Here is a 17,176-nt window from a genome sequence, read left to right on the forward strand (position 1 = left end):
CTTGAGGGGCACTTATTTGGTGATGACGAAACGAGAAACTAAATTATCGTGCAACTAGCTCACCCATGCCTAAATATTCGGATACAGACCTCATTGTAAATCCTGATGGAAGCATCTATCACCTAAATCTCAAGCCTGGAGACATCTCTGATAAAATTATCACAGTGGGAGATCCAAGTAGGGTTCATCGTGTTTCCAGCCATTTCGACACGATTGAGTTTGAAATGAACAAGCGTGAATTCATTACTCACGTTGGAAAATACAAGGACAAGAGAATCACCGTGATCAGTACAGGCATGGGGACTGACAACGTAGAAATTCTCATGACCGAGCTGGATGCACTGGTGAATATTGATCTTAAAAAAAGAGAGCCGAAAGAGAAAAAAACAAGTCTGCAGATTGTTCGTATTGGGACCTCAGGAAGTATCCAGGAAGACATGAGGCTAGGCTCCCATGTACTAAGCGAATACGGGATTGGGCTGGACCCGATGATGCACTTTTACAAACTGGACATGACCGAGTTCGAATTGGAAGTGTGCCATAAGCTACAAAAGGAAATCGAGCTACCTTATTTGCCGTACTGCATCAGAGCCTCCGACAAACTCATTGAACTATTCAGTGACGCTTTCAATATAGGAAATACCGTCACCTGTCACGGTTTTTACGCTCCCCAGGGAAGGGAATTACGCATTCCAATCAAGTATCCCAATCTCATTGATCAGCTAACTTACTTTCACCATAAGGAGCTTTGGCTCACAAATCTGGAAATGGAAACTGCCGGCTATTATGCCATGGCAAGAATGCTTGGACATGAGATGATCAGCATGAACGCCATTGTTGCAAACAGGGTAAGAGAACGATTTTCCAAAGACCCAAACAAGGTCATTGATTCGCTTATTAAAAAGGTACTGGAAAGGATCTAGTTACTTTTTTAACACTACCAAAAGAGCCTTTCGGAGCTCATCCAACGCCAGATTTAAATGCTCTTTGGCATCCACCCATTTATCGCTGTTTTTTTCTTTGTAGTTATTGAAATCTTCTTCGAGCTTCTCCTTTTTCTTTTTTAAGTCTTTGATCTTCTTTTCTACCTCATCCCTGACCTCATCTTTAGCTCCTTTGGTCTCGTGGATAAGATGATCAATTTTTTTACCTAGCTCGGCTAAAATATTTTCAACCTGACCCTTAGGGTCTTCAGTCGTATTTGTTTGCTTTTTTGCCATGATAAATACTGAATTTGATGGAAATTAGAAATTCTGGTTTCGAATAACAATGACAAATGAGTAATTATTCAATCAAAAAAATAGTAGTATCTCAGAATGCACTATTGCCCATCATGAGATTTTGCACTTCTTTCGCGGAAAAATTTGAATATTAAAACCCGTTTTTTACTTTACTAAAAAAATCATCATGCAATCATCAAAACCACGTGTAATCAAAGATTTTGAAAAACTGGACCCAACTACCCAGGAGCAGATCAAATTAGCTTTTCCATTCGGTTTTCATGATAAACTTATTCACTTCACAGATAGAGAAGGAAAACGCGTTACGGCGCTACCATTTGAGACCGACGAAAAGTACTACCTGGTAAGAATGACGCGTGAGGAGGCCAGAGCCATTGTGGAGGACGATGAAGACTATGATGAAGATGGTATGCTCAAGGAGAGTGTAAAAGATGATTATGAAGATAAATATGGTGACCTTAACCATATGGCCGATTACCTTTCAGACGGGGAGGACGATGATGATGACGGGGACGACGATTATTAATCGCCCCATTTTAGACAAGCTCCGTTAAAAACGATTCATAACGCATTGATCTAGAACAATTTCGGGTTTACTTACTTGTATGTTCTAAAGAATTAATACATTAGGTAAGAAACTAAAGAAATTTTATTGCAGACCTTAGATCTAAATACAGTCCTGATCAAAAGGATAAAGAGTCGCGATACCACCGCACTCGACTATCTCTATGAAAATTACTCCGAAGCTCTTTTCGGTATTATACTCCGGACACTAAGAAATCAGGAAGCCGCTGAAGAAACACTTCATGACGTGTTTATCAAAATTTGGGATCAAATTGATAAATATGATCCATCTAAGGGTACGTTGTTTACCTGGATGTATCGTATTGCTCGCAATCAGGCCATTGACACGCTTAGATCAAAAAATTTCAAGGCCTTTGAGAAATCTAATGACATAGACGGTTACGTAGATATTTTTGACTCGTCAGATTTAGGAAAAGAGGATTATATCGGCCTGGCTGATGTACTTTCAAAAATTGGCGAAATGTGCAAAAAACTGATTCAACTCAATTTCTTCATGGGCTATTCCCATGCCGAGATAAGCAAGAATGAGGACATGCCGCTTGGTTCGGTAAAAACGAAATTAAGAAGTTGTTTAAAGAACATCAGAACCCAATTAAGTAAAGATTTTGGATAAAGAAGAAATCATATCACAAGGTTATCTCGAGAGCTACATTACCGGAGATCTGAATAACGAAGAGACCCGTGAAGTGGAGGAATTGATCGCCAGCGATAAAGAAGCTATGCTGGAGTTTTACAACATCCAAAAACTGATCGAACTGTTGGCTATCAGATTGGGAATTAGTGCGTCTCCTGTGATCAAGCGCACGATCATGGAGCATCCATCTGTTTCATCACATATCAAACCTATAGACAAAGGTTCATCAGGTGGTTGGAGAATGGCCATGGCTGCGAGCATCTTATTTGCTTTGTTCACAAGTGTATTAGCAGCATATTTCTACAGCCAATGGCGAACAACAGATAATGAGCTTACCAGCCTGATCGCTCAAAATTTGCAACTGGCAGAAAGTTTTAACAGAGTAAATAACGACTTAAACAACCTGAGACAGGATGTAGCGGTGCTAATCAGCCCGGAATACCAAAGAATCATCATGGATGGAACTGAAAACGCTCCTGACGTAAAAGCAGTAATATATTGGAACTCCAAACAGGAAAAGGTATTCTTAAATAGCTCAACCCTAGCCAGCCTTCCAACTGATCAACAATACCAGTTGTGGGCACTGGTGGATGGACAGCCTATTGATGCTGGGGTTTTTGACGCCAGCACTGGTACCTTTCAGATCATGAAGAACATTGCTAAAGCCGATGCCTTCGCAGTCACGGTAGAACCAAAAGGCGGTAGTGAATCACCTACCCTATCTACTATGCAAGTCCTTGGAAAAGTATAACTCTCATAAAATTGAAGCAAAACAAAAAGGCCCATGAAGGGCCTTTTTTTATGATTAATATTTTTCGAAAAAAAATCATCTTTTGAAATCCAACCTTAAAATGGCTTACGTATATATAGCCGTTTTTAAGTAATAATGCTGGTTGAGAGTCGCAGGTAATCCCTGCGGCTTTCTTTTTTATAGCTTATCCAAACCTTTCGATATCAGCTCCCAGCGCATTCAATCTCTTATCAATGAATTGGTAGCCGCGATCAATTTGCTCAACATTATGTATGACACTGGTGCCTTCAGCAGACATTGCAGCGATTAAAAGAGAAACCCCTGCCCGAATATCCGGTGATGTCATGTTGATACCTCTTAGTTGAAATGCACGATCCAGCCCTATCACAGTCGCTCTATGCGGATCACAAAGAATGATCTGAGCTCCCATGTCTATCAATTTATCCACGAAGAACAATCTACTCTCAAACATCTTTTGATGAACCAATACTGTCCCCTTTGCCTGAGTAGCTGTCACCAATACCACACTGAGTAAGTCCGGTGTGAACCCTGGCCATATGGCATCTGCCACAGTAAGAATAGATCCGTCAATAAAGGTGTCAATTGCATAGTGCTCCTGAGCAGGGATGAAAATATCATCACCCCGGAACTCCATCTTTATTCCCAGTCGCTTAAAGGTTTCCGGAATAATGCCCAGCATGTCAATTCTGGCATCCTTGATCGTAATTTCAGAGCCGGTCATCGCTGCCATCCCAATAAAACTACCAATCTCGATCATATCAGGAAGCATCGTATGCTCAGTTCCCCCCAGCTCTTCTACACCTGTAATTTTCAACAGGTTACTTCCGATACCTTCAATATTGGCTCCCATTCGAACCAGCATATTACATAGCTGCTGAATATAAGGCTCACATGCGGCATTGTATATGGTTGTTTCACCTTCAGCCAAAACAGAAGCCATGATGATATTCGCTGTACCGGTAACAGAAGCTTCATCCAAATGCAGGTAAGTACCTTTTAGTTTGGTTCCATCAACCGTATAAAACCCTGTTTTAACATCATAGTTAAACTGTGCTCCTAGTTTTTGGAACCCAACGAAGTGGGTATCCAGTCTTCTTCGGCCAATTTTATCTCCTCCGGGTTTCGGTACTTTACCTTTTCCAAATCTTGATAAAAGCGGGCCGAGAATCATAATTGATCCACGAAGAGCGGCAGCCTTCTCCTTAAAATCTTCTGAGTCGAGAAATGCAAGATTTACGTTGCTTGCAGTGAATTTATAAGACTCTTCCCCTGTCTTTTCAATACTTACTCCTAAATCAGCTAAAAGCTCAATGAGCTTCATTACGTCTCTGATAGCCGGTATCTTGTGAATATGTACCGTCCCCTTGGTGAGTAATACTGCCGATATGATTTGAAGTGCTTCGTTCTTAGCTCCCTGTGGAACGATGGAGCCTTTTAGGCGTAAGCCGCCCTTCACTCTAAATGAAGTCATTAGTTGTTATTTCTCCTTCTTTTGAAGTTTCGTTTTCCGCCTTTTCCTCCGCTGTTTCTGTTCTTGTTTCCTCTGTTTTGGAAATCTGAAGGTCGTTTTTCGGAATCGAATAGACCGTATTGTTTTACTTTCTCAATATCAATATCCAACTGATCCTTAGATAGCTGTTTGATATTTTTCAATACAGTTTCATCCTCGATTGAATCCTTATTCCAGGTTTGATAAAAAGATTTCATCAGCTTGCCTATCGCGATGATGGCTCCTTCCTTTTCATTCGGATCCTCAAGAGCAATCGCATTATTGATTAGGATTTCAATATTTCGTCCGTAATGTCTGAACTTGATATTATTTGACTGGTAGCCTACACGATCTGGTTTTCTATCCAAAATAGTTGATTCCGGAACAGGGAACGGACCCTCTACTTCCAGATCAAATTTGGAAATGATATATAAATCGTCCCATACCTTTTGGGTATACTCAGCAGCGTCTTTGCTAAACTCAGGGTTTACTGCCTTCATCAACTCTACCAACAGGCCAGCATATTTATTTCTTTTCTCCTGATCATCAACGGTTTTGATGAATTTCACCAGATTCTGCACATTTCTACCATACTCTCTCAAAGTAAGGTGCTCTCTCTGGGTGTTATACTCTAAACTCATGTATTTGTATTTTGCTCAAAAATAAGGAAACCTACCTAGAAATCACCATCTACTGATAGGTAGTTTAATTGTCTGACACTACTACTTAATGATTCATTTATTCATGAGATCTTCTATCTCCTCGGCATGGATCGGAATGTTTCTCATCAAGTTTTTGTGCCCATTTTCCGTTATAAGGATATTATCCTCCAGGCGAATACCAATTCCCTCTTCACGGATATAAATTCCGGGTTCCACGGTAAGCACCATCCCAACCTCCAGGGGACGATAAACTGACCCAACATCATGAACATCCACCCCGAGATGATGTGATGTTCCATGCATGAAATACTTTTTATAGGCGGGTGACTCCGCACTTTGATTCTTTATATCTGTACGATCTATCAATCCTAACTCTACTAGCTCCTCCTCCATCACCTCCCCGACAGCCTGGTGATATTCCGGTATCGTAATCCCAGGCTTAAGCATCTCTGTGGCAACAGTTTTAACCCGTAAAACGGCATCATAAACCTGTCTTTGACGCTTACTAAATCTCCCATTAACGGGAATCGTACGGGTCATATCAGCATTATAATTCGCATATTCAGCTCCCACGTCCATTAACAACAGGTCCCCATCTTTTAGCTGCTGATTGTTATCCAGGTAGTGCAAGACACAGGCGTTAGAACCTCCCGCTATTATAGGTGAATACGCAAAACCAGCCGATCGGTTCACCAAAAATTCATGAGCATACTCTGCTTCAACCTCATATTCCCAAACTCCCGGAGTTGTGGCCTCAAGCACACGTCTAAAACCCTTTTCTGTAATATGACAGGCGTGTTCCATCAATCGGATTTCCTCCGAAGACTTAATCATCCTTAGGCCATAGACAACCGGAGCCAATCTGTCATAGTTGTGCAAAGGATAATGCTCCTGACACCATTTAATAAAACGATCATTTGCACCCTGGACCTGATTTACACTTCGAATATGCTCATTGGTAGCTAAATAAATATTCTCCGATTCAGCCAAAACTGACCCCAGCACCTGATGAAATGCCTGATTCCATTTGATATTTTTAATTCCTGAAATTTCAAGGCCTTCTTTTTTGGTTAGCTTATGACCCTCCCAAATGGCAATGTTTTCGTTCGTTTCCCTTAAGAATAGTACCTCCCTCATTTTTTCATCAGGAAAATCCGGAGCTAATAGCAAGATGGTCTCCTCCTGATCAATACCTGACAAATAAAACAAGTTGGAGTTTTGCTTAAACGGCAAGGTACCGTCCCCGTTAGTAGGTAAAATATCATTTGCATGCACAACTACAACTGACTTAGGCTTCAGTTTCTCCATCAATCTCTTTCTGTTCTCAACAAAAAGCTGACTATCAACTCTATGATATTTCATATTAGGGTATTGGGTAATGTCTGCTTAAGAGCTACCATCAAAATTTCAACACAAATACCACCGGCATATTAAGTTTTCGTATCATTACTTATATGAGGGCCTGGATAATCCTAAAGGTACTATTTCTTTTGTTTTTGGCGAATGAGGTAACTGCGCAAAATAAATATTGGGTTTCTCAAACGGACAAACAGTCTATAAATCTGATTAATTACCTAAAACTAGAGCCTTCCTCATGCTCTGAATGGCTTGAAGCATGCACTTATTCATTAAATGATCAGCAACTCCAATTATTCCAACGTAACCACATCACGGTTACCAAATGTCTGAGTTTTTTTCCTCTTGGAAATCATCCTAAATCATCTAACCTGGCTTTTGCTTTGGATCAAATTAAAGCTGACGCACTTTTATCAGAAGGACTATCCGGGAAAGGTGTCAGAATTGGCATTATCGATGGCGGATTTTTAGATGCCGATCAGAGCGCAACTTTATCCCTCCATTTTAAAGAAAAACGTGTGGTCTACTACCGGGATTTTGTCACCCCCGACCTGAAGACCTATGGAGGGGCAGTAGGTCTTGACGACAACCATGGCACCGAGGTCTGGGAGCTTATCGGTGGTCTTAATGAAGAAACCGGAATACAATACGGCTTAGCTACAAATTCCATTTATTACCTGGCCAGAACAGACCACGGTGGATATGAACGGCGAATAGAAGAGGAATATATCATTCAGGCATTAGAAGAATTCGACAAACAAGGAGTCAAGCTGATCAACTTATCACTGGGTTATACAGATGGCTTTTTAGATCCGTCTGAAAATCACTCAAAAAGTGAAATAGATGGCAAAACAAGTATGCTCACCCGTGCCCTCGATATGGCAGCCAGAGAAAAAGGTATATTGATCGTCGTTGCGGCCGGAAATGACGGAGATAAAAAATGGGAAACCCTATCCATCCCGGCTGACGCTAAAAATGTTTTAACAGTTGGAGCCAGTAAGTATCGGATTTTTGATAAAATCAATTACAGCTCCATCGGACCGGAGAACCTTGAATACATCAAACCAAATATTAGTGTCTACGCTACTTTAGGAACATCCTTTGCCGCCCCGGTCATCACAGGATTGGCTGCATGCATGATGGAATATGATTCTACCCTGTCAAATGAGCAGCTCATTGAGGTGATCGAAAAATCAGGAAATTTCTACCCATACGGCAATAATTATGTCGGTTATGGAGTTCCCGACTGCACCAAAATCCTTCGTTTTTTAGATGACCCTGATTTCAAACCTGAAAGTATTAAAACATATTATCCAAAGGGCAACGCTCTCAAAATCAAGGAAAATATAACAGGAAAAACATTAGTCATCTATCACAAAAAAGACCAAAGAAATGTATCCCACCGAGTTAACCTTCGTCCTAAAAAAGATAGAATCAAGATTACCAGGCCAGCCAATTGTCGTCAATCTTCAGTCCTGATTGAAACGGAACTCATCGAGATCATCTGGCCATAATATCGTGAAGATTATCAAGTTGTACTTCACTTTTTGTTTTTCTCTTCCTGACTTATATTAGTCAAACTATACTCCGCCTAAACCACCATTATGAAGACACTTTACCTGGTCCGCCATGCTAAGTCCTCGTGGGCTTTTTCTATGAGCGATCACGACAGGCCATTAGGGCCAAGGGGTCGAAGAGACCTTAAAAAACTCTCAAAATTTACCAGTGAACAAATTCCGGCTCCTGACCTGATTATCACCAGCACTGCCAGTCGCGCACTGTATACCGCCTTACACTTTGCAGACCATTGGAACTACCCCGAAGAAAAGATTATCACTGACAGAAGATTATTTCATGCCAGCACAGGAGATATTCAAAAGCTATTACATGAACATCACCAGGAAAATACACTTGCCATATTTGGACATAATCCCGGTTTCACTGATTTCAATAATCAAATGAGCCATGACCCTATCGACAATATCCCCACCTGTGGCATTATGGGAATAGGCTTTGAGATAGACTCCTGGCGCCAATTTGGTCAAAAGAGAGGAAAAAGGCTCTTTTTCCATGCCCCCAAGTTATTGGTTTAAAGAATATATTGGCTTAGGTCTTTATCCTGAACGAGTCCGGCCAATCTTTGCTGCACCATAGCTTTATCAATGACAATTTGAGCATTGGCTCCTATGGTATCCGGTATGTCAAAAAGGATGTCATTTAACAATTTGCTCATGACCGTATGAAGTCTTCTTGCTCCAATATTCTCGACTTCCTCATTGATCCTGAAGGCTATTTCAGCCAATTCTTCTAAAGCCTCCGGCTGAAAGGACAAACTAACATCTTCAGCACCTACCAGAGCTGTATACTGTTTCGTTAAGGCGTTCTTCGGTTCCTGAAGTATTCTTAGGAAGTCAGCTTTAGTCAGGCTTTCCAACTCTACTCTAATAGGGAACCTACCCTGTAATTCGGGAATCAGATCAGAAGGTTTACTCACATGAAAAGCTCCTGCAGCAACAAACAGAATGTGATCGGTATGAACCACACCATACTTAGTGCTCACCGCACTCCCCTCCACAATTGGCAACATGTCTCTCTGAACTCCTTCTCTGCTCACATCGGGCCCACCCTTTCCTGAGCCACTATTGGCAATTTTATCAATCTCATCTATGAATATGATCCCTGTATTTTCCGCCTTCTCCAACGCTTCCTCTTTGACCTCGTCCATATCGATCAGCTTAGAAGTTTCTTCCTCAAGTAGGATTTTTCTCGCTTCCGCAATGCTCACCTTTCTTTTCTTGGTTTTCTTCGGAAGCATATTTCCGAGCATTTCCTGAATGTTGATCATTGAGGCCTCGTCCATTCCTCCACCTATCATTCCAATACCTGAATTAGCAGATTGCTTCACATCGATTTCGATCTTGCGATCATCCATCTCACCATTTTTAACCTTCTCCCTGAATCGCTCTCTGGTCTTTTCATTCAACTCCTGATCTTCGCCTGAAGCATCACCTACCAAACCTGTGGCGTGGGTGTTTCTACCAGCTTTTAGTGGAGGAATTAATGCATCTAAAATAATCCCGTCAACAATTTCAGCTGCCTTTTCTTTTACCTGCTCTTTTTTTGCTACTTTGACCATATTCACAGCCTGCTCCACCAGGTCCCTCACCATACTCTCAACATCGCGTCCAACATACCCTACTTCGGTGAACTTGGAGGCTTCTACTTTTGTAAATGGCGCATCCGCAATTTTGGCTAGCCTTCTGGCAATTTCTGTTTTACCAACACCCGTCGAGCCGATCATGAGGATATTATTCGGGACAATTTCACCTTGAATATCCTCCTTCACATTCATCCGTCTCCATCGGTTACGTAATGCAATCGCCACATTTTTCTTGGCATCCATCTGACCGACGATGTATTTATCAAGCTCCGCTACTATCTGTTTTGGTGTTAAATCTCTCATGCTAAAGTATTTTTTTGTAGGACTTTAGGTTAGTCTCTATGCTGATGAAGTTCGCACCACCCGCAGCGTGATACGTAGCACGCGCATACCTAAGTCTTATTTTTTTAATTCCTATTGTCAAACCATACGAAAATCCTGCGCCTCCTCCTGCATTGGTCATTTTTAACTCCTGATGACGCAAATGGCTGTACGCAAAGTCAAGTTGTATGCTTTTATTTAAAATTAATTCCGCCCCAATATTTATTCTTCTAAATATCTTATCAAAAAATTCGGTTGTGCCTGCAAGCTGCGCTTCAGAATTCATATAATAGGCCGCACGCTGCCCAGCAAGGTTATATGCCGAAATCACAAACCTAAAAGGCATATGTTCCGGCTTTACCGTCAACCCAGCCTGTACATCAAACGGAATCTTTGAACTAATTGATCCCAGATAATCAGAAGTTCTAAATCCCAGATTCTTGATCGCCAGTCCCATGGTGATATCATTCACCGGAGAGCGATAAATCCCGCCAACATCGAAAACCAGGGCTGAAGCAGAATAGCTTTCAATACTATTGTATGCCCACTTCAAGTTGATCCCCATGGTAAATGGTCCCTGTTGATGAGCTTTTCCAAGGGTAATCACATAATCGTTGGCGTTGAAATTGCCCAGTGTAGCACCAGTTGGATCGGTCTGATCAAACTGACCATAATTTACATACGTCAAACCGACTGCCAACGGACCAATGACCCCAAAGTCTCCATAATACGCTCCCGAGAAAACTGAGATCCCTGCAAAATAGGGATTGAAACAAAAAGTCAAATCTGTCAGCGCAACCGAATCCAGTATAGCCGGGTTATTGACAAACTGCATCAACTCTCCATCTGCCAAAGACACCATTTCATTCCCCAGGGCAGCACTTCTGGCACCTGAAGGCACGTTCAATGACTGAAACTGACCATACTGACCATGGGCGCTTAAAGCAATGAAGAAGAGTATGGCGGCAGCGTATCTCAATTAGTTTTTATTGGGTTCAGGAATGATAAATTCAATGGGCTTTGAAACTTTCTTTTGTAATAACGCCAGATCAAGCACATCTTGTACAGTATTCACATAGTGAATGTTTAAATCTTTCACGTAACGTTCGTCAATTTCCTCAACATCTCGAAGGTTTCGTTCGCACATGATAATATTCGTGATGCCCGCGCGCTTCGCAGCCAGAATCTTTTCTTTGATACCCCCTACCGGCAGTACTTTACCCCGAAGTGTAATCTCTCCGGTCATGGCCAGTTTTTTCTGGATCATACGTTGAGTGAAGACAGATGCCAAAGCCGTCAACATCGTTATACCTGCAGACGGTCCATCTTTAGGGATCGCACCTGCAGGAACGTGAACATGCAAGTCGTAGTGATCAAAAACGCGGTAATCAATTCCAAGTGTCTCAGCATTTGACCTAAGGTAGGATAAAGCTGTCATTGCCGATTCCTTCATCACATCACCCAATTGACCGGACAGGGTCAATTTACCTTTTCCTCTACTGACACTGGCTTCAATGTACAGGATATCCCCACCAACCGGTGTCCAGGCCAATCCCGTAGCTACTCCTGCCAACTTATTGTCCTCGTAGTACTCTTTATCGAATATCTCAGGCCCCAAAATAGACCGAACGGCTTCTGCATTGATCTTATTGCTATGCTCCTCCTCCATTGCAATGGATTTGGCCACATTTCTAATTACTGACGCTACCCTCCTTTCAAGGTTCCTGACACCTGACTCTCGTGTATAGTCATTAATTATTTTTTCGATTGACTTTTTGTCAAAAGCTACATTACTCGCCTTTAAACCATGTTCTCCCCTTTGCTTAGGAATTAGATGCTTTTTGGCAATTTCTACCTTCTCTTCCAGCGTATAACCGGTAATGTCTATAATCTCCATCCTATCCCTTAAAGCCGGCTGGATGGTATCCAAAGAGTTTGCGGTGGCAATGAACAACACCTTTGAAAGGTCATAATCCACCTCCAGGTAATTATCCTTGAAAGTACTATTCTGCTCAGGATCAAGCACCTCCAATAATGCAGAAGAGGGGTCCCCTCTAAAATCTGAACTCACTTTATCGATTTCATCCAGAATGAATACCGGATTGGACGAGCCCGCTTTTTTCAGGTTTTGGACCACTTTACCCGGCATGGCACCGATATATGTTTTTCGATGTCCGCGGATTTCTGCCTCATCGTGTACCCCACCGAGTGACATACGCACATATTTTCTGTTAAGCGCTTCTGCAATAGATTTTCCTAAAGAGGTTTTACCGACACCGGGAGGTCCGTATAGACATAGAATAGGCCCTTTGAGATCATTTTTCAACTTCCTAACCGCCAGGTATTCCAGTATCCTTTCCTTGACCTTTTCCAAACCGAAGTGATCCTTGTCGAGAATTTTTCTTGCTCTTTTCAGATCGAAGTTATCCTCCGTCACCTCATCCCATGGCAGATCCACTAATAATTCAGCATAATTCATCGCGACCGGATACTCAGCAGCGGCTGGATTCATACGTCCGATTTTATCCAGCTCTTTAAAGAAATGCTCCTTAACCTCCTTATTCCAAAGTTTATTTTTTGCTTTGATTTTCAGGGCTTTGATCTCCTGATCAGATCCATCCTGCCCAAGCTCATCCTGCAAGACCTTCATTTGCTGACGCAGATAATAGTCCCTTTGTTGTTGATCAATATCCGAATGCACTTTGGAGGCGATCTCCTGCTTCAATTCAAGTACCTGAATATCTCTCAAGATAAACTGCAATAGCTGCTCTGCACGTCGCTTTTCACTATTGATTTCCAACAATGTCTGCTTTTCAGAAACTTCCGCATTGACGTTTGAAGAAAGGAAATGCGTCAAAAATGTATGACTTTCGATATTGTCAAGGGCATCCTGTGCTTCTTTCGGAATTTCCGGATTGAGCTTCAAGACCTTGTAAGCAGCCTCCTTCAGAGATTTTGTGATCACGCCCACTTCCTCTTCAGAGAGGTCACCCTCGTCATGCAACACCTCAAACCTTGCTTTAATGAAAGGATCATTTTGAACCTCTTCTACCAGCTTGATCCGTTTTTGTCCCTGAATGATGATCGTGGTATTGCCATCAGGAAGCACCAACATCTTTAAAATCTTAGCAACACATCCTACCTGATAGATATCTCCAAAATCCGGCTCCTCAACCTTATTTTTTTGTGCAACTACTCCAATGATGCGATTGCCTTTATAGGCCTTTTTAACCAGTCTTATAGATTTGGACCTCCCTACCGTGATCGGCAGGACCACTCCCGGAAAAAGGACCGTATTTTTTATGGGGAGAATCGCCAGATCCTCCGGATAATCTTTCTCGTCAACCTGCTCGGTATCCTGAATCGTCTCTACGTGAATCATTTCACCGGACTCATCATTGACAAAATTTGATAATATGATTGATCTTGAGGATTTGTCTTTTAACATACTGCGTCAATTTGGCAGATTTCTGCCATTCCATCTCTAAAAAATTCGTGCTCCACTAAAGTTTCAATAGCTATGCCAAAATAGCTATGGTACTCCAAAACCTGTTATCTTTAGCCAGAAATCTAAGCGTGTCTGCCGAAAAGGCATATTTATGAGCAGGGTTGTTGTGTTATTTATACTCCAAGTGTTGGGAGCTACATTTTGGCTTTGTGAATCATCGGCTCAAAACAAACCTGCCAGGCGATCTGCTATCAACTTTCGATTAGATTCGCTACCGCCTGAGGTCCAGCTCAATATCTATCATTTCAAAAACATTAATAAGATTCCTGACCATTATAATGCCGACAAAATGGCTCAAATCAGGAAGTTGGAAAAAGAGGGAAAATGGGAGGAATTGTATCCTCTTTTATCCTCCTATGTGAGTGAATTTGGTATTCAAAACTTTTATAAAGACACGCGATTAATCTGGAGACTGGCCAAGCTCACGGAATTGTATGGTGACTTTAAAATGGCAAAGGATCTTTACAGACTTGTGCTGAGACACCATTATACTGGCATCAACCTGAGTGAGATCGAAATTTATTATGACACACTCAATAATCAGGAGGCGGAAAGCTACGTCCCTTTGGACTACTATTATGAACTGGTCGAATACCGTAAACTCATAGACACTCTTAGACCTCCTAGAGGGGTCCTGCTTAACATGGGTCCGGAGATCAATAGTCCTATGGCAGATTATGGCCCCACATTGAGTGTTAAAAATAATGTCCTGTTTTTTACCTCAAAACGCAATGAACTGGACCTGACGGTAAGAAAGAAACAGAATGAGGACCTCTTTTATAGCATCAAAGACGAATATGGAAATTGGTCCCAGGCAAAGGAGTTTAAACAGGTGAACTCAAATTACAACGAAGGCTCGGCCTACCTAAGCAAAAATGGAAAGACCCTTTATTTCAGCCGGTGTGATTGCATAGATTGCTATGGGGACTGTGATATTTTCACAGCTACCTTACAGGAAGATAGTACCTGGGGAGAGATCAAAAACCTTGGCATCAATGTCAACAGTTTAGCATGGGACTCACATCCTGCGCTTTCTCATTCAGAAGACACACTATATTTTGCATCCGATCGAATTGGAGGCTTTGGTCTGGCAGACATCTATTTCACCTACAAAACTAAAAATGGACAATGGGCGCCAGCTCAAAACTTGGGTCCGGTTATTAACACACGAAAAAATGATGTAAGCCCATTTTATCATCCGGTCTTCGATGTACTCTACTTTAGTTCGAATGGTCAGCTATACAATTTTGGGGAGTTTGACATCTACAAATCTTATCAGGTCAATGGAGACTGGAGTGAACCTTTAAATATTGGACCATTGGTCAATGGGCAAGGAAGTGAGTTTTACTTTACCATTGATAATAACTCTGAACTCCTCTTCTACGCACGCTCGCTTTCCAGGGACTTAAATAAACAGGATATCTATTCTTTTCCATTGCCGATGGAGGCGCAACCATTAGCCACAACTTTAGTTGTTGGTTCTTTGACCGACAGTTTGACAGGACAACCTTTCAAGGGTATTGTATCCATCATCGACCTTGATGAAGGGATTGAGGTGGCTCCTAAATTTCTACGTCCTGACGGATCGTTTGAGTTTAAATTGATAGATCAACGCAACTATCTACTTGTTATACAGGGAGATGATTTTTTCAGGATAGAAGACGCCTTTTTTCTTGATGGCCCTACCAGTCTGGACAAGGTTACTGAGCCAATTGCCAGTCGCGTTGAATTTGAATCAATTGAATTTGATAATGGCAGATCAGAAATGAAAGAGGAAATGTACGCTGACCTGAACAAAGTGGTCAACTTCCTTTACGACAATCCTTCTTTCAAACTGATTATTTCCGGACATACGGATTCCTACGGAACAGATGAGTTCAATCTCCAGCTTTCAAAAGACAGAGCCAAAAACATCCGTGACTACATCGTAGAATTTGCAGGAGTTGAGGCTATCCGCGTGGAATGGGAGGGCTATGGAAATACCCGCCCTATTGTAGAAGAACATACAGAAGCCGATATGGCACTTAATCGCCGGGTCGAATTTGAGATCTACAGACCGGCGACAAAAGATAAACCGGCCATCAACATCAAAATCGACTCAGCGGGTAACGCAACCTACGGAGATTAATTAGTTAAACCAACTGGTATAAACGTCATTGAAAATGGCAAATCCCATAATGCCCAGGAGCAGGATCATTCCTATTTTCTGAGCATTTTCAAGAAACTTATCCGAAGGTTTTCTTCCAGAAACGATTTCATAAGAAAGGAACATTACATGTCCTCCATCCAATGCCGGGATGGGTAAAAAGTTCATGAATGCCAGGATCATTGACAGCATACCTGTGATATCCCAGAATCGATTCCAATTCCATGTGCCTCCGAAAATCTGAGCAATCTTTATCGGACCAGCCAGGGATTTGGATGGAGACACATCTCCGGTGAATATTTTGCCTAGTGCAACGATATTATGCCATACCGTTCCGAAAGCTTTTTCTGTGCCCAGAACCATGGATTTCCCTAAGCCATGCTGAACAAATGAATAATTAAGTTCTCTGTCCGCTACAAAACCCAACGTACCCTCATCGCTAACCTGGAATGTCAATTCCTTTCTCTCACCAGATCGATCGATAGTAGCATTGATCAGCTGACCTTTCAGGGTGTCAATGACTGATTTGAACTCATCAAAATAGGTTACCGGAGCTCCGCCAAGCGCCAGGAATTTATCTCCGGTTTCAAGCCCACCTTTATCAGCAGCACTTCCTACAGACACGTCCCCTACTTTAAAAGGCGTACGAGGCTCAATAAATCCTTTACGATCCTTATCTCCAAACTTGTCAATAAAGTCATTAGGGATATTCACTTTCACAGTGTTTCCATTACGATCCACGGTGAAGTAGCCATCTGTTGATAATAGCACCTCAGGACTCATTAGATCAACAAACTTCTCGTAGTCCTTTCCGCTAATGTCCAATATTTTATCCCCAGTTTCCAGCCCAATGTATTGACCTAACTCAAGTGCTACAATACCGTTCTTGTTGAGCTCCTGCTTGGGTAAATATGATTCGCCATTCACAAGTGTAAGTGCTATGAAAATCACCACTCCGGTGATTACGTTGACAATGATTCCACCCATCATCACAATAAGGCGCTGCCAGGCTGGCTTTGCCCTAAACTCCCATGGTTCCGGCTCGGAAGAAAGCGATGCAGTATCCAACGACTCGTCTACCATCCCTGAAATCTTCACAAAACCTCCCAAAGGAATTGCTCCAATAGAGTATTCAGTTTCTCCAAACTGCTTACCCCATATTTTCGGAGGAAATCCGATAGAGTATTTTTCTACTCTCATTCCAAATGCCTTGGCGGCCAGCAAGTGCCCCAATTCATGCAATCCAACTAATATTGATAAGCCCAGAATCAACTGGGCTGCCATGATCAATCCTTCCATTCT

15 protein-coding genes are annotated in these 17,176 nt (G+C 42.0%); 7 read left to right on the forward strand and 8 right to left on the reverse strand.

Features of this window, described 5'->3' with window-relative positions:
• Positions 1-65 precede the first annotated feature (65 nt).
• Entirely contained in the window at positions 66-923 is an 858-nt protein-coding gene (locus NXR94_RS06230; RefSeq protein WP_258103732.1) for a nucleoside phosphorylase, read from the forward strand.
• Here the strand turns inward: NXR94_RS06230 and NXR94_RS06235 are convergent, their stop codons facing one another.
• Complete coding sequence (locus tag NXR94_RS06235) at positions 924-1,220, reverse strand: hypothetical protein (RefSeq protein WP_258103733.1); 297 nt, start codon at positions 1,218-1,220, stop codon at positions 924-926.
• A gap of 187 nt (positions 1,221-1,407) precedes the next feature.
• Between NXR94_RS06235 and NXR94_RS06240 the strand changes: the two genes are divergently transcribed.
• The 3 genes from NXR94_RS06240 to NXR94_RS06250 all read left to right on the forward strand — a co-directional run bounded on the left by NXR94_RS06240 (position 1,408) and on the right by NXR94_RS06250 (position 3,211).
• The gene (locus tag NXR94_RS06240) at positions 1,408-1,767 is read left to right on the forward strand and encodes a hypothetical protein (protein ID WP_258103734.1); all 360 of its coding nucleotides are present in this window, start codon (positions 1,408-1,410) and stop codon (positions 1,765-1,767) included.
• 126 nt (positions 1,768-1,893) lie between these two features.
• Complete coding sequence (locus tag NXR94_RS06245; RefSeq protein WP_258103735.1) at positions 1,894-2,439, forward strand: RNA polymerase sigma factor; 546 nt, start codon at positions 1,894-1,896, stop codon at positions 2,437-2,439.
• A complete protein-coding gene (locus NXR94_RS06250; RefSeq protein ID WP_258103737.1) occupies positions 2,432-3,211 on the forward strand; it encodes an anti-sigma factor in 780 nt (259 codons plus the stop codon). Before NXR94_RS06245 ends, NXR94_RS06250 begins: the two co-directional genes overlap by 8 nt.
• 184 nt (positions 3,212-3,395) lie before the next feature.
• On the opposite strand, the gene murA is transcribed toward NXR94_RS06250, so the two are convergent.
• The 3 genes from murA to NXR94_RS06265 all read right to left on the reverse strand — a co-directional run bounded on the left by murA (position 3,396) and on the right by NXR94_RS06265 (position 6,745).
• Positions 3,396-4,703, reverse strand: coding sequence for a UDP-N-acetylglucosamine 1-carboxyvinyltransferase (murA, locus tag NXR94_RS06255; protein ID WP_258103738.1), 1,308 nt, complete (start codon positions 4,701-4,703; stop codon positions 3,396-3,398).
• Positions 4,703-5,362 (reverse strand): DUF4290 domain-containing protein, encoded by a 660-nt coding sequence (locus NXR94_RS06260; RefSeq protein ID WP_258103739.1) that lies wholly within the window; start codon positions 5,360-5,362, stop codon positions 4,703-4,705. Before NXR94_RS06260 ends, murA begins: the two co-directional genes overlap by 1 nt.
• 93 nt (positions 5,363-5,455) lie before the next feature.
• On the reverse strand, positions 5,456-6,745 hold the full coding sequence (locus NXR94_RS06265; RefSeq protein ID WP_258103740.1) for an aminopeptidase P family protein: 1,290 nt from the start codon (positions 6,743-6,745) through the stop codon (positions 5,456-5,458).
• A 92-nt stretch (positions 6,746-6,837) separates the two neighbouring features.
• On the opposite strand from NXR94_RS06265, the gene NXR94_RS06270 reads away from it, so the two are divergent.
• Both NXR94_RS06270 and NXR94_RS06275 read left to right on the forward strand, forming a co-directional pair.
• Positions 6,838-8,253, forward strand: coding sequence for a S8 family serine peptidase (locus NXR94_RS06270; RefSeq protein WP_258103741.1), 1,416 nt, complete (start codon positions 6,838-6,840; stop codon positions 8,251-8,253).
• 90 nt (positions 8,254-8,343) lie between these two features.
• Positions 8,344-8,832 (forward strand): histidine phosphatase family protein, encoded by a 489-nt coding sequence (locus NXR94_RS06275; RefSeq protein WP_258103742.1) that lies wholly within the window; start codon positions 8,344-8,346, stop codon positions 8,830-8,832.
• Here NXR94_RS06275 and hslU read toward each other — a convergent pair.
• The 3 genes from hslU to lon are packed head-to-tail and all read right to left on the reverse strand — an operon-like array spanning position 8,829 to position 13,668.
• A complete protein-coding gene (gene hslU, locus NXR94_RS06280) occupies positions 8,829-10,202 on the reverse strand; it encodes an ATP-dependent protease ATPase subunit HslU (protein ID WP_258103743.1) in 1,374 nt (457 codons plus the stop codon). The two genes, NXR94_RS06275 and hslU, sit on opposite strands and share 4 nt — an antisense overlap.
• Before the next feature lies 1 nt (position 10,203).
• Positions 10,204-11,199, reverse strand: a complete 996-nt coding sequence (gene porQ / locus NXR94_RS06285; RefSeq protein ID WP_258103744.1) for a type IX secretion system protein PorQ — start codon at positions 11,197-11,199, stop codon at positions 10,204-10,206.
• Positions 11,200-13,668 carry an endopeptidase La gene (gene lon / locus NXR94_RS06290; RefSeq protein ID WP_258103745.1) on the reverse strand — a complete coding sequence of 823 codons (2,469 nt, stop codon included), beginning with the start codon at positions 13,666-13,668 and terminating at the stop codon, positions 11,200-11,202.
• A gap of 151 nt (positions 13,669-13,819) precedes the next feature.
• Here lon and NXR94_RS06295 point away from each other — a divergent pair, with 151 nt between their 5' ends.
• Positions 13,820-15,856, forward strand: coding sequence for an OmpA family protein (locus tag NXR94_RS06295; RefSeq protein ID WP_258103746.1), 2,037 nt, complete (start codon positions 13,820-13,822; stop codon positions 15,854-15,856).
• Here NXR94_RS06295 and rseP read toward each other — a convergent pair whose 3' ends face one another.
• Complete coding sequence (rseP, locus tag NXR94_RS06300; protein WP_258103747.1) at positions 15,857-17,173, reverse strand: RIP metalloprotease RseP; 1,317 nt, start codon at positions 17,171-17,173, stop codon at positions 15,857-15,859. It lies immediately after the preceding gene.
• Positions 17,174-17,176: the final 3 nt, after the last annotated feature.

The sequence above is a fragment of the Marinoscillum sp. MHG1-6 genome (assembly GCF_024714475.1).
Classification (GTDB): domain Bacteria; phylum Bacteroidota; class Bacteroidia; order Cytophagales; family Cyclobacteriaceae; genus JAMZMI01.

What these genes read in the sequence shown, in the direction of transcription:
- NXR94_RS06265 (WP_258103740.1), bottom strand. Translation starts at nt 6,745, where the DNA reads ATGAAATATCATAGAGTTGATAGTCAGCTTTTTGTTGAGAACAGAAAG.
- NXR94_RS06275 (WP_258103742.1), top strand. Translation starts at nt 8,344, where the DNA reads ATGAAGACACTTTACCTGGTCCGCCATGCTAAGTCCTCGTGGGCTTTT.
- rseP (WP_258103747.1), bottom strand. Translation starts at nt 17,173, where the DNA reads ATGGAAGGATTGATCATGGCAGCCCAGTTGATTCTGGGCTTATCAATA.
- NXR94_RS06235 (WP_258103733.1), bottom strand. Translation starts at nt 1,220, where the DNA reads ATGGCAAAAAAGCAAACAAATACGACTGAAGACCCTAAGGGTCAGGTT.
- NXR94_RS06260 (WP_258103739.1), bottom strand. Translation starts at nt 5,362, where the DNA reads ATGAGTTTAGAGTATAACACCCAGAGAGAGCACCTTACTTTGAGAGAG.
- NXR94_RS06295 (WP_258103746.1), top strand. Translation starts at nt 13,820, where the DNA reads ATGAGCAGGGTTGTTGTGTTATTTATACTCCAAGTGTTGGGAGCTACA.
- NXR94_RS06240 (WP_258103734.1), top strand. Translation starts at nt 1,408, where the DNA reads ATGCAATCATCAAAACCACGTGTAATCAAAGATTTTGAAAAACTGGAC.
- NXR94_RS06230 (WP_258103732.1), top strand. Translation starts at nt 66, where the DNA reads ATGCCTAAATATTCGGATACAGACCTCATTGTAAATCCTGATGGAAGC.
- lon (WP_258103745.1), bottom strand. Translation starts at nt 13,668, where the DNA reads ATGTTAAAAGACAAATCCTCAAGATCAATCATATTATCAAATTTTGTC.
- hslU (WP_258103743.1), bottom strand. Translation starts at nt 10,202, where the DNA reads ATGAGAGATTTAACACCAAAACAGATAGTAGCGGAGCTTGATAAATAC.
- murA (WP_258103738.1), bottom strand. Translation starts at nt 4,703, where the DNA reads ATGACTTCATTTAGAGTGAAGGGCGGCTTACGCCTAAAAGGCTCCATC.
- NXR94_RS06270 (WP_258103741.1), top strand. Translation starts at nt 6,838, where the DNA reads ATGAGGGCCTGGATAATCCTAAAGGTACTATTTCTTTTGTTTTTGGCG.